This is a genomic window from Streptomyces venetus (assembly GCF_039540295.1).
Taxonomy (GTDB): domain Bacteria; phylum Actinomycetota; class Actinomycetes; order Streptomycetales; family Streptomycetaceae; genus Streptomyces; species Streptomyces venetus.
In genome coordinates, this window is record NZ_BAABET010000015.1 from 26,310 (window position 1) to 38,813 (window position 12,504).

Here is a 12,504-nt window from a genome sequence, read left to right on the forward strand (position 1 = left end):
CGCACACGGAGAACCGGCACGACCGCGCACACGGAGAAAGCGCTTCCCGCGCACGCACCGACGCACGACGTACCACGACGTACTGAGAACGGAGAACAGTCATGGCCCAAGCCGCAGCCGTGGCGAAACCGCCCGCGCCACCCCGGCGACGCAGGGCCTCCGCCACACCGCGCAGGCTCCCGTACCTGCTGATCGCCCCGGCCGCCCTGCTCATGCTGGGCTTCATCGCCTACCCGGTCATCAGCGTCTTCTACTACAGCCTGCAGAACTACAACCCCACCAAGCCGTGGCGCAACGGCTACGCGGGCTTCGACAACTTCGTCCACGCCTTCACGAAGGACCCGGTCTTCTGGGACACGCTGGTCTTCAGCGCCAAGTGGGTCGTCGTCGAGGTCGGCCTCCAGCTGCTGTTCGGTCTGGCGCTGGCGCTCATCGTCAACCAGACCTTCGTGGGCCGGGGCCTCGGCCGCGCCCTGGTCTTCTCCCCCTGGGCCGTCTCCGGCGTGCTGACCTCCGCGATCTGGGTGCTGCTCTACAACTCCCAGACGGGCATCACCCGTTACCTCGCGGACATGGGCATCGGCTCCTACGGCACGAGCTGGCTGTCGGACACCTCCACGGTGTTCCCGGCGGCGGTCGTGGCCGACCTCTGGCGCGGGGTGCCGTTCTTCGCGATCCTCATCCTCGCTGACCTCCAGTCCGTCTCCAAGGACCTGTACGAGGCCGCCGAGGTCGACGGGGCCAGCCGCCTCAAGCAGTTCTGGCACATCACGCTGCCCCACCTGAAGGACGCCATCATCCTGTCGACACTGCTGCGGGCCGTGTGGGAGTTCAACAACGTCGACCTGCTCTACACCCTGACCGGCGGCGGCCCCGCGGGCGAGACGACCACCCTGCCGCTGTACATCGCCAACACCTCTGTCGACGCCCACAACTTCGGCTACGCGTCGGCCCTGACCACCGTGGCGTTCGTGATCCTGCTCTTCTGCTCGATGGTCTACCTGCGGCTGAGCAAGTTCGGAGGCGAGAGCAAGTGAGCGTCAAGGAAGCCACCAAGACCGCGCCCGCTCCCGTGCGCGCCACCCCCGAACCGCCCCGGCCCACCAAGAAGAACCGTGCCTGGGACGAGGCCCCCCGCTGGCAGATCTACCTGCCCCTCGGCATCTACCTGCTCTTCACCCTCATCCCCTTCTACTGGATCCTGCTCTTCTCGCTGCGCCCGGCCGGCTCGACCTCGCTCGTGCCCTGGCCGATCACCTTCGAGCACTTCGAGAAGGTGTGGACGGAGCGCAGCTTCGGCACCTACTTCGCCAACAGCGTCCTCGTCGGCGTCGCCACCCTGCTCATGACGACGCTCGTCGCGCTGGCCGGCGGCTACGCCCTCGCCCGGTTCGACTTCAAGATCAAGCGCTGGTTCATGCTGGCCCTGCTGTGCTCCCAGTTCGTGCCGGGCGCGCTGCTGCTGGTGCCGCTGTTCGAGATCTTCGCCGAACTGAAGATGATCAACTCGCTCGGCAGTGTCATCCTCGCCGAGACGGTCTTCCAGCTGCCGCTGTCGATGATCCTGATCAGCAACTTCATCAAGAACGTGCCGTACTCGCTGGAGGAGGCGGCCTGGGTCGACGGCTGCAACCGCATGACGGCCTTCCGGATCGTGGTGCTGCCACTGCTGCGGCCCGGCCTGATCGCCGTCGGCTCGTTCGCCTTCGTCCACTCCTGGAACCACTTCCTGTTCGCCCTGATGTTCCTGAACAACCAGGACAAGCAGACGATCCCCGTCGGCCTCAACTCCCTGATGAGCGCCGACAGCGTCGACCTGGGCGCGCTCGCCGCGGGCGGCATCATCGCGGCCGTGCCGGTCGTGATCGTGTTCGCCTTCATCCAGAAGTGGCTGATCACCGGGTTCAGCGCGGGGGCGGTGAAGGGATGAGATCACTTCAGGTGGCACTGGCGGGCCTGCTGCTCGGGGTCCTGAGCGTCCCCGCCCAGGCCGACGGGACCAGGGACTTCGGCCGCGACACCCTCCCGGCGAACGACGGCTGGGCCGCGTACGGCTCGGGCACCACCGGAGGTGCCGCCGCCGACGCCGCCCACGTCTTCACCGTCACCGACCGCGCCGGACTGGTCCGCGCCCTCGACGGCGGCAGCGACACCCCGAAGATCATCAAGGTCGCCGGGACCATCGGCGCCAACACCGACGACGACGGCGACCGCCTGGACTGCTCCGACTACGCCACCGACGGCTACGACCTGAAGAAGTACCTCGCCGCCTACGACCCCCGCACCTGGGGCGCCGCCAAGCCGAGCGGCCCCCAGGAGGAGGCCCGCCAGGCATCCGCCGCGCGACAGGCCGAGCGGATCGTGCTGCCCGTCGGCTCGAACACCACCCTCGTCGGCCTCGGCGACTCGGCCGTCCTCAAGGGCGCGAGCCTCCAGATCAAGAACGCGGACAACGTCATCGTCCGCAACCTCGACGTGCGCGACGCCTACGACTGCTTCCCCGTCTGGCAGCCCAACACCGGCGGCCTCGGCGACTGGAAGACGGCGTACGACAACATCTGGCTGACCGGCGCCGGCCATGTGTGGGTGGACCACGTGACCCTCAGCGACAAGGGCCACCCCGACGCGAAGGAACCCACCTACTTCGCCCGCAACTATCTGCGCCACGACGGCCTGCTCGACATCACGGGCGGCTCCGACCTGGTGACCGTCTCCTGGAGCCGGTTCACCGGACACGACAAGGCGATGCTCATCGGCAACGGAGACACCGCCACCGGCGACCGGGGCAAGCTCCGGGTCACCCTGCACCACAACGCGTTCGAGTCGGTCGTCCAGCGCGCCCCGCGGGTCCGCTTCGGCCAGGTGCACGTCTACAACAACCGCTACGAGATCACCGGCGACGACTACCGCTACTCCCTCGGCGTCTCCACCGAGTCGAAGATCCACGCCGAGAACAACGCCTTCCACGCCCCCGGCCATGTGGAGGTCGCCGACCTGGTCAAGAGCTGGAACGGCAGCGCCCTGCACCAGAGCGGCACGCTCTTCAACGGCTTCCCGGTCGACCTGCTCGCCGTCTACAACGCCTACAACTCCGGCAGCGAGCGCGATCTGACCTCCGACGTCGGCTGGACCCCGGCCCTGCACGGACGGATCGACAGCGCCGCGGCGGCCGACCGGGCGGTGGCCCGCGGCGCGGGAGCGGGGAGGATCCGGTGACCGGTCGCATCATCGACGCCATGAGCGCACCCCTGAGCACCCCCCTGCCCGTCGTCCTCGCCGGTGCCCGCGGTCACGGCCGCTGGCACGTCGAGAACATCCGCCGCCTGCAGAAGAAGGGCATCGTGCGGCTGGCCGGCGTCTGCGAACTGACGCCGCTGACCGAGGAGGAACTCGGCGACCTGGGCACCCCCGAGCAGTCCGCCGACTTCGGCGCGCTGCTGGACTCCACGGGCGCCCGGATCGCCGTGATCTGCACCCCGATCCCCACCCACACCGACCTCGCGCTCACCGCGGCCGAGCGGGGCGTGCACCTCCTCCTGGAGAAGCCGCCCGCCCCCTCGTACGCGGAGTTCCGCCGGATGGCCGACGGGGTCGCCGCCGCCGGTGTCGTCTGCCAGATCGGCTTCCAGTCGCTCGGGTCGCACGCCCTGCCGGCCATCCGCGAGCTCATCGGCCAGGGCGCGATCGGACGGCTGGTCGGGCTCGGCGGGGCCGGTGCCTGGGTACGGGACGAGGACTACTTCCGGCGGGCGCCCTGGGCGGGCAAACGACGGCTGAACGGCGTCGACGTGATCGACGGGGCGCTGACCAACCCGCTCGCCCACGCCGTCGCCACCGCCCTCGCCCTGGGCGGCTCCACCCGCGCCGAGGACGTCACCGGCATCGAGACCGAACTGCTGCGCGCCAACGCCATCGAGTCCGACGACACCTCCTGCGTCCGGATCACCACCGCGCAGGGCCACCCGGTCACCGTCGCCGCGACCCTGTGCGCCGAGGAGGCGGACGAGCCGTACGTCCTGGTGCACGGCAGCACCGGCCGGATCACCTTCTGGTACAAGCAGGACCGCGTACTGCTCCAGCGCGCGGGCCACGGCCCTCAGGAGTCCGACCACGGCCGCACCGACCTGCTGGAGAACCTCGTCGCGCACCTCACCACCGGCGCGGACCTGCTGGTCCCGCCGGACGAGACCGGCGCCTTCATGAAGGTCGTGGAGGCCATCCGCACCGCACCCGACCCGGCGCCGCTGCCGGACGCCGCCTGGCACCGGATCCCCGACGAGAACCGCCGGGTCGTGCCCGGCATCGACGGACTCGTCGCGGCCGCCGCCGACACCCTCTCCCTCTACTCCGAGCTCGGCGCCCCCTGGGCCCTGGCGGCGGAGCATCTGCCCGACGAGGTGAGCACCCGATGACCAGCAACGACACCGCGGTCCTGCGCGTCGCGGGCCGGCCGGTCGGCCGGTACGTCACCCGGCCCCAACTGCCGGCCCGGCTCTCCCCGCGGCCGTACCTGCACCCCGTCACCACCCTGACCGGTACGGCGGTCACCGAGCTGAGCCCCGCCGACCACGCACACCACCTCGGCGTCGGTGTCGCCGTTCCCGACGTCGAGGGGCACAACTTCTGGGGCGGGCGCACCTACGTCCGCGACCGGGGCCCGACCGAGCTCGACAACCACGGCTCCCAGCGGCACGTCGCGTTCCAGCTGCGTGACCCGGACGGCTTCGTGGAGGAGCTGCGCTGGGTGGGCGCGGGCGGTGAGCTGCTGCGCGAGCGCCGCACGGTCGCGGCCACCGAACTCACCGACCAGGCCTGGGCGCTGGACCTCACCTTCTCCCTCACCAACGTCACCACGATTCCGCTGTCGATCGGCAGCCCCGCGACCAACGGGCGCCCGGGCGCGGCCTACGGCGGCTTCTTCTGGCGGGCCCGCAAGGAGTCCGCCCCGCCGGAGGTCTTCACGGCCGCCGAGGAGGGCGAGGCGCGGATCCACGGCCGCCCCGCCGACTGGCTCGCCCTCCAGGGCGGCACCTGGACGCTGGTCTTCGCCGGTGCCACCGAACAGACCCGCCGCGACCCGTGGTTCGTGCGCACCGAGGAGTACCCGGGGGTCGGCTCCTCACTGGCACACGACGAGCGGCTGCCGGTCCCGCCCGGCGAGACCGTCGTGCGCCGGGTCGTCACCGTCGTCGCCGACGGCCGTCTCGACCGGGACGCCGCGGCCGCCCTCGTCCGCAAGGCGGTGAGCCCGTGACCGAGGAGACCTACCGCAACCCGATCCTCGACGCGGACTGGTCCGACCCGGACGTCGTCCGGGTCGGCGACGACTTCTACCTGACCGCCTCCAGCTTCGGCCGTACCCCCGGCCTGCCGTTGCTCCACTCGCGGGACCTGGTCAACTGGACCCTGGTCGGTCACGCCCTCGAACGGCTGGAACCGGCCGAGGAGTTCGCGAGGCCCCGCCACGACTGCGGCGTCTGGGCCCCGTCCCTCCGCTATCACGACGAGCGTTTCTGGATCTTCTGGGGCGACCCCGACCAGGGCGTCTTCCAGGTCAACGCCCCGCAGATCAGGGGCCCGTGGACCCGCCCGCACCTGCTGAAGGCGGGCAAGGGCCTGATCGACCCCTGCCCGCTGTGGGACGAGGAGACCGGCGAGGCCTTTCTGGTCCACGCCTGGGCCAAGTCCCGCTCGGGCGTCAAGAACCGCCTCACCGGCCACCGCATGCACCCCGACGGCACCGAACTCCTCGACGACGGCAAGGTGATCGTCGACGGCGACCGCATCCCCGGCTGGTTCACCCTCGAAGGGCCCAAGCTCTACCGGCACGACGGCTGGTTCTGGATCCTCGCCCCCGCCGGAGGTGTGGAGACCGGCTGGCAGGGCGCCTTCCGCTCCCGCGGCTTCTTCGGGCCGTACGAGGAGCGGATCGTCCTGGAGCAGAAGGACACCGACGTCAACGGCCCCCACCAGGGCGGCTGGGTGCGCACCCCGACCGGCGAGGACTGGTTCCTGCACTTCCAGCAGCGCGGCGCCTACGGCCGGGTCGTGCACCTCCAGCCGATGCGCTGGGGCCCGGACGGCTGGCCGGTCCTCGGGGACGACGGCGCCCCCGTCGCCGTACACACGCGGCCGGACCTGCCGCCGCAGCCGGCGGCGGCGCCCGCCACCGACGACGACTTCCCCGGCGGGCGCTACGGACGCCAGTGGCAGTGGACGGCCAACCCGGGTGACGGCTGGGCCACCCAGCACTCCGGGGACGGACTGCGGCTGACCTGCGTGCGCTCGGCCGACGCGCACGACCTGCGGAGGCTCCCGAACGTGCTCACCCAGCGGCTGCCCGGCAAGCCCTGCACGGTCGAGGTGGAGCTGCGGCTCGACAGCGACGAGCCCGGGGCCCGGGCCGGGCTCGCGGTCCTCGGGGACGCGTTCGGCTGGATCGGGCTCCAGCGGGGGCAGGACGGGACCGCGCACCTCGTGCACCGGTTCGCCGAGGGGGTCGCGGACGCCGAACGCGACGCCGCACACCCCCGGCTCGCGACCGAGGGCCGGGCCCGGCTGCGGATCGAGATCGGCGCGGGCGCACGCTGCCGCTTCTCGGCCGACACCGGCGACGGCTTCCGGCCGTCGGGCCCCGTCTTCACCGCCACCCCGTGGCGCTGGGTCGGCGCCCTGCTCGGTCTCGTCGCCCTCGCACCCGCCGGGCAGGGGCACGCCGGCGCGGCGACCTTCACCCGGTTCCGGATCAGCGCCTCGTAACGCACTCCAGTCGTAAGCCTGTTGGGAGCCGCAATGACGCACCTCCGTAGCAAGCGCTTGTCAAGACCGGGGCACGGCAAGGTCGTGGCCGCCGTGCTCGGTCTCGTCGCCGCGCTGGGTCTCGGGGCGATCGGGGAGGCCCAGGCGGCCCCGCCCGCGCAGGCCGCGCCCGCCGCGGACCGCTGGACCGACCGCCCGCACGGCTTCGCCTCCCTCGCCGGCGGCACCACCGGCGGGGCGGGCGGCAAGATCGTCACCGTCACCGACCAGGCCGCGCTGGCGAGGTACGCGGCGGCCGAAGAGCCCTACGTCATCCGCGTCAAGGGCTCCGTGGAGATGGACCCGTTCGGCACGGAGATACCCGTCGCCTCCGACAAGACCATCGTCGGCGTGAGCGACTCCGCCGAGATCGTGCACGGCGGCTTCACCCTCGACCCCGGCACGCACAACGTCGTCATCCGCAACCTCACCATCCGCGACACGGCCATCGAGGGCAACTGGGACTGCAAGGACACCGACTTCGACGGGATCCGGCTGGACACCGCGCACCACGTGTGGATCGACCACATCCGGTTCTCGCGCATCTGCGACGGCCAGCTCGACATCCGCAAGGACAGCGAGTACGTCACCGTCTCCAACAACCAGTTCACGAGCAACAACAAGACCTTCGGCATCGGCTGGACGCCCAACGTCAGGACGCAGATCACCGTCGACCACAACTGGTTCCGCGGCACCAAGCAGCGCAACCCGTCCGCCGACAACTGCGCCTACGCGCACCTCTACAACAACTACCTGTCCTCGCAGCTGTCCGACGGCGACCCCGTGTGGACGTACGGCAACTGGTCGCGCGGCCGGACCAAGATGGTCATCGAGAACAGCTACTACGACGGAGTTCAGCACCCCTACCAGGCCGACGCCAGCGCCGAGCTGGTGCAGCGCGGCTCCGTCCTGAGGAACACCACCGGCCGGCACGATGCGTGGGGCGCCGCGTTCGACCCGCGTGAGTTCTACGACTACCGGCTTGACCCGGCGGCCGCCGTGCCCGCGCTGGTGAAGCGGTTCTCGGGGCCGCAGAAGCGCGTCGGCGGACCGGTCGTGCTGCACGTCCCGGGCGCCTACCCGACCGTGCAGTCCGCCGTGGACGCGGTGCCCGACGGCAACGACACCCCGGTGGAGATCGCCGTCGCCCCGGGCACGTACCGCGAGAAGGTGTACATCCCCGCGAGCAAGCCGAACCTCGTGCTGCGGGGCACCGGACGCGACCGCTCCGACACCGTCGTCGTCTTCGACACGCCCGCCGAGTACGGGGGTTCGACCGGCAGCGCCACCGTACGCATCGCCGCGAACGACGTGACGGCACGCAACCTCACCTTCCAGAACGACTTCGACGAGGCCGCGCACGAGCTGAAGGGCGAGCAGGCGCTGGCGATGAAGACGACGGGCGACCGGATCGTCTTCGAGGACACCGCGTTCCTGGGCAACCAGGACACCCTGATGACCGACAGCCCCAAGCTGACCACCGTCAGCCGGGTCTACCTCCGGGACTCCTACATCGAGGGCGACGTCGACTTCGTCTACGGCCGGGCCACCACGGTCATCGAGCGGTCGGTCATCCGGGCGCTGAGCCGGGGCTCGGACACCAACAACGGCTACATCACCGCCGCCTCGACGTGGACCGGGAACCCGCACGGGTTCCTCATCACCAGGTCGAAGATCGTGAGCGACGCGCCGGCGGGCTCCTTCCACCTGGGGAGGCCCTGGCACCCCGGGGGTGAACCCGAGGCCGTCGCCCAGGTGTTGATCCGGGACACCGAGCTGCCTGCCGCGATCAAGACCGCGCCGTGGACCGACATGAGCGGGTTCTCGTGGAAGGACGCGCGGTTCGCCGAGTACCGCAACCACGGTCCCGGGGCGGGCGTGACCGCGGACCGGCCCCAGATGAGCGACGCCGACGCGCGGACCCACACCGTCGCGCATTACCTCAAGGGCACGGACGACTGGGCTCCGTACGCCCGCCACCACTGACTCCCCCCACCGTCACAGCCAGTTGGATCCAGAAGAAGAGAGCCGACCAATGAAGATCAGCATTCGCAGAAGCAGGCGCGCCGCCACGGCCGTCGCCCTGGGGGCCGCGCTCGCCCTGACCGCCACCGCCTGCGGTGACGACGGCAGCGGCGCCGGCGGTGACAAGGGCGCCGAGGGCAGCGGCAAGGGCAAGATCGTCTTCTGGGACAACAACGGCGGTGTCCGCACCGACATCTGGAAGGAGATCATCGCCGACTTCGAGAAGGCCAACCCGGACATCAAGGTCGAGTACGTCGGGATCGCAGCCACCGAGTACCAGTCCAAGGTCGACACCGCCCTCCAGGGCGGCGGCCTGCCGGACGTCGGGGGTGTGGGCGCGGCCATGCTCGCCGGGTTCGCCGCGCAGGGCGCGCTGGAACCGCTGGACGAGCGGCTCGCGGGTTCCTCGCTCGACGGCAAGCTCAACAAGGACATGGTCGAGTCGCTGAAGGCGGCCGGCGGGGGCGACGACAAGCTCTACTCGATCCCGACCTCCGCGAACAACGGTGTGCTGTACTACCGCACCGACCTGTTCAAGAAGGCGGGCCTCGAGGAGCCGACGACGTGGGAGCGGTTCTACGAGGCCGCGGAGAAGCTCACGAACCAGGGCAAGAACGAGTTCGGGTACACCATTCGCGGTGGCACGGGGTCCATCGCCCAGGCGCTGGACGCCATGTACGGGCAGTCCGGGATCACCTCGTTCTGGAACTCCAGTGGTGAGAAGACCACGGTGAACGACCCGAAGAACGTGGCGGCCCTGGAGAAGTACGCGAAGCTGTACAAGAAGGTCACGCCCGCGGCCGACCTCAACAACGACTTCACCAAGATGGTCGCGCAGTGGGACTCCGGCACGATCGGGATGCTGAACCACAATCTCGGCTCGTACCAGGATCATGTGAAGGCGCTCGGGGTCGACAAGTTCCGGGGTATTCCGCAGCCGACCGGGCCCGGGGGCAAGCGGGTCCAGGTCTCCAACCCGGTGGACGGGCTGGGGCTGTTCAAGAGCGGCAAGAACAAGGACGCCGCGTGGAAGTTCATCGAGTTCGCCACGTCCAAGGCGGAGAACTCGAAGTTCAACGAGACGGCGGGGCAGGTGCCGGCGAACACGGACGCGGCGGGGGACGCGTGGATCTCGAAGGCGGAGCCCACGAAGCTGGCCGCTGACGCGTTGTCGGACGGGTCCACCACGATCGTGCAGCTGCCGTACTACCTGCCCGACTGGAACACGATTTCCAAGGCCGACAACGAGCCGAACTTCCAGAAGGTGCTGCTCGGGAAGATGAGTGCGAAGGCGTTTCTGGACACGTTGGCCGAGCAGCTGAACAGCGCGCAGGCGGAGTGGGATCAGCAGAACGGTTAGTTCTGGTTGCTGGATTTCGCCGTGGGGCGGCCTGTGGATTGCAGGGTGCGGGCCGTCCCGTGGCTTGTCGCGCCCACGCGGCGGAGCCGCATATCAATACTGCCCCGCGCCCCTGAGGGAACCACCATCCGCATGTCAGAAAGGAACACGCGTGTCTCTCAGCCGAAGACAGGCCGCAGTCGCCGCTGTCGCTGCCGTGCCCCTCGCGTTCACCGCCGGCGGTGCCGCACAAGCCGCCAGCCGCCGAAGTCGCACCCTCTATATCGCCGGTGATTCCACCGCCGCCCAGAAATACGCTGACGCCGCGCCCGAGACCGGGTGGGGCATGGCTCTTCCCTTTTTTCTTCGTGACGGCCTGGCGGTCGCCAATCATGCGGTGAACGGGCGGAGTTCCAAGAGCTTCGTCGATGAAGGCCGCCTCGATGTGATTCTCTCGGCGATCAAGCCCGGCGACTTCCTGCTCGTGCAGTTCGGGCACAACGACGAGAAGGCGGAGGACCCCACCCGGTACACCGAGCCCTGGTCGACGTACCAGCGGTATCTGCGGATGTACCTCGACGGGGCCCGGGCGCGTGGGGCCCGGCCGGTGCTGGCGACCTCCGTCGAGCGGCGCCGGTTCGACGCCACCGGGACGGCCGTGCCGACGCACGGTGAGTATCCGGCCGCCATGCGGGCGCTGGCCGCCGAGGAGGGAGTCGCGCTGCTCGACATCCAGGCCCTGTCGCTCGCCCTGTGGCAGCGGCTCGGGGTCGAGGAGACGAAGAAGTACTTCAACTGGACCGCGACCGAGCAGGACAACACGCACTTCAATCCGCCGGGCGCGATCGCCGTGGCCCGGCTGGTGGCCCGGGAACTGCTCCGGGCCCGGGTGCTCGGGCCGCGCGAGGTGCGCCGGCTGGAGGCGGAGATTCCGGAGTCCTGGATCACCTGGCCGGAAGCCGCCGCGTCACACCCCCGACGATGAAGGAAGAGAGCCGCACCATGAACGTTCGCAAGTGTCATGATCATGCCATCCAGAGGAGAGTCGCTGTCGTGGCCGGATGTGCCGCGCTCGTGCTGTCCCTGAGCGGCACCGGCGCGCAGGCCCAGCCCCGGGACGTGGCGCGCCAGACCCTAGGCGCCGACGACGGATGGGGCGCGTACGGCACCGGCACCACCGGCGGTGCCGCCGCCGACGCCGCGCACGTCTACACCGTCACCTCCTGGGAGCAGTTCAAGACCGCTCTGAAGGACGGCGGGTCCGCGCCGAAGATCATCAAGGTGAAGGGGATGATCGACGCGGTCTCCCAGGGATGCGAGGCGTTCGAGGCCGAGGGGTACGACTTCCAGAAGTACCTCGCCGCCTACGACCCCGCGGTCTGGGGGCACGACAAGCCGGTCAGCGGTGAGCAGGAGGAGCTGCGGGCCGCGTCCGCCGCCCAGCAGGACAAGACGATCAAGGCCGCCGTGCCCGCCAACACCACCATCATCGGGGTGGGGAAGGGCTCGGGGATCCTCGGCGGCAGCCTCCAGATCAAGGGCGTCGACAACGTCATCGTCCGCAACCTCACCGTCGAGGCCCCGATCGACTGCTTCCCGCAGTGGGACCCGACCGACGACAACAAGACCGGTGCCTGGAACAGCGAGTACGACGGTGTCGTGGTCTACGGCTCCACCCATGTGTGGGTGGACCACAACACGCTGACCGACGGCCGTCACCCCGACAGCGCGTTGCCGTCCTACTTCGGCAAGACCTTTCAGCAGCACGACGGGCTGCTCGACGTCGTGCGCGGCTCCGACTACGTGACCGTGTCCTGGAACTCGTTCGACGACCACGACAAGACCATGCTGATCGGCAACAGCGACAGTGCCACCGCCGACGACACGGGCAAGCTGAAGGTCACCCTGCACCACAACCGCTTCGAGGGCATCGTGGAGCGGGCGCCCCGGGTGCGGTTCGGCCAGGTCGACTCCTACAACAACCACTTCGTGGTCACCAAGGCCCAGAAGTGGGGCTACGTCTACGGCGTCGGCAAGGAGTCCCGGCTCGTCGCCGAGCACAACGCGTTCACGCTGGCGCAGGGCATCAGCCCGGCGAAGATCCTCAAGAAGTGGAACGAGGCGCCGGTCACCGCGGACGCCAACCTCGTCAACGGCAAGGCCGTCGACCTGATCGCCGTGCACAACGCGGAGATCCCGGAGGAGACGCTCCAGTCGGGCGCCGGCTGGACGCCGACCCTGCGGGCGCACGTCGACCCGGCGAAGGCCGTCCCGGGACTCGTCGACGCCCGCGCGGGCGCCGGCCGCATGCGCTGACCCTGCCCTGAGCCGGCCGGGGCGGC

10 protein-coding genes are annotated in these 12,504 nt (G+C 70.0%); all 10 read left to right on the forward strand.

Annotated elements, in window-relative coordinates; all coding sequences use genetic code 11:
- Positions 1-101 precede the first annotated feature (101 nt).
- The gene (locus ABEA82_RS36145) at positions 102-1,037 is read left to right on the forward strand and encodes a carbohydrate ABC transporter permease (RefSeq protein ID WP_345665996.1); all 936 of its coding nucleotides are present in this window, start codon (positions 102-104) and stop codon (positions 1,035-1,037) included.
- The gene (locus ABEA82_RS36150) at positions 1,034-1,930 is read left to right on the forward strand and encodes a carbohydrate ABC transporter permease (protein ID WP_345665997.1); all 897 of its coding nucleotides are present in this window, start codon (positions 1,034-1,036) and stop codon (positions 1,928-1,930) included. The genes ABEA82_RS36145 and ABEA82_RS36150 overlap by 4 nt, the downstream gene beginning before the upstream one ends.
- The gene (locus ABEA82_RS36155) at positions 1,927-3,216 is read left to right on the forward strand and encodes a pectate lyase family protein (RefSeq protein WP_345665998.1); all 1,290 of its coding nucleotides are present in this window, start codon (positions 1,927-1,929) and stop codon (positions 3,214-3,216) included. The genes ABEA82_RS36150 and ABEA82_RS36155 overlap by 4 nt, the downstream gene beginning before the upstream one ends.
- Before the next feature lie 20 nt (positions 3,217-3,236).
- Entirely contained in the window at positions 3,237-4,412 is a 1,176-nt protein-coding gene (locus ABEA82_RS36160; protein ID WP_345665999.1) for a Gfo/Idh/MocA family protein, read from the forward strand.
- Complete coding sequence (locus ABEA82_RS36165) at positions 4,409-5,254, forward strand: DUF6807 domain-containing protein (protein WP_345666000.1); 846 nt, start codon at positions 4,409-4,411, stop codon at positions 5,252-5,254. Before ABEA82_RS36160 ends, ABEA82_RS36165 begins: the two co-directional genes overlap by 4 nt.
- Positions 5,251-6,759 carry a glycoside hydrolase family 43 protein gene (locus ABEA82_RS36170; protein ID WP_345666001.1) on the forward strand — a complete coding sequence of 503 codons (1,509 nt, stop codon included), beginning with the start codon at positions 5,251-5,253 and terminating at the stop codon, positions 6,757-6,759. Before ABEA82_RS36165 ends, ABEA82_RS36170 begins: the two co-directional genes overlap by 4 nt.
- Before the next feature lie 33 nt (positions 6,760-6,792).
- Positions 6,793-8,784 carry a pectinesterase family protein gene (locus ABEA82_RS36175; protein WP_345666002.1) on the forward strand — a complete coding sequence of 664 codons (1,992 nt, stop codon included), beginning with the start codon at positions 6,793-6,795 and terminating at the stop codon, positions 8,782-8,784.
- 49 nt (positions 8,785-8,833) lie between these two features.
- Positions 8,834-10,183 (forward strand): ABC transporter substrate-binding protein, encoded by a 1,350-nt coding sequence (locus tag ABEA82_RS36180; protein ID WP_345666003.1) that lies wholly within the window; start codon positions 8,834-8,836, stop codon positions 10,181-10,183.
- Positions 10,184-10,334: 151 nt separating this feature from the next.
- Complete coding sequence (locus ABEA82_RS36185; protein WP_345666004.1) at positions 10,335-11,147, forward strand: rhamnogalacturonan acetylesterase; 813 nt, start codon at positions 10,335-10,337, stop codon at positions 11,145-11,147.
- A gap of 17 nt (positions 11,148-11,164) precedes the next feature.
- On the forward strand, positions 11,165-12,478 hold the full coding sequence (locus ABEA82_RS36190; protein WP_345666005.1) for a pectate lyase family protein: 1,314 nt from the start codon (positions 11,165-11,167) through the stop codon (positions 12,476-12,478).
- The last annotated feature ends 26 nt before the right edge of the window (positions 12,479-12,504 follow it).

Excerpts from the sequence above, each read along its gene's own strand:
- ABEA82_RS36145 (WP_345665996.1), top strand. The coding sequence starts at position 102 with ATGGCCCAAGCCGCAGCCGTGGCGAAACCGCCCGCGCCACCCCGGCGA.
- ABEA82_RS36155 (WP_345665998.1), top strand. The coding sequence starts at position 1,927 with ATGAGATCACTTCAGGTGGCACTGGCGGGCCTGCTGCTCGGGGTCCTG.
- ABEA82_RS36160 (WP_345665999.1), top strand. The coding sequence starts at position 3,237 with ATGAGCGCACCCCTGAGCACCCCCCTGCCCGTCGTCCTCGCCGGTGCC.
- ABEA82_RS36165 (WP_345666000.1), top strand. The coding sequence starts at position 4,409 with ATGACCAGCAACGACACCGCGGTCCTGCGCGTCGCGGGCCGGCCGGTC.
- ABEA82_RS36175 (WP_345666002.1), top strand. The coding sequence starts at position 6,793 with ATGACGCACCTCCGTAGCAAGCGCTTGTCAAGACCGGGGCACGGCAAG.
- ABEA82_RS36180 (WP_345666003.1), top strand. The coding sequence starts at position 8,834 with ATGAAGATCAGCATTCGCAGAAGCAGGCGCGCCGCCACGGCCGTCGCC.
- ABEA82_RS36190 (WP_345666005.1), top strand. The coding sequence starts at position 11,165 with ATGAACGTTCGCAAGTGTCATGATCATGCCATCCAGAGGAGAGTCGCT.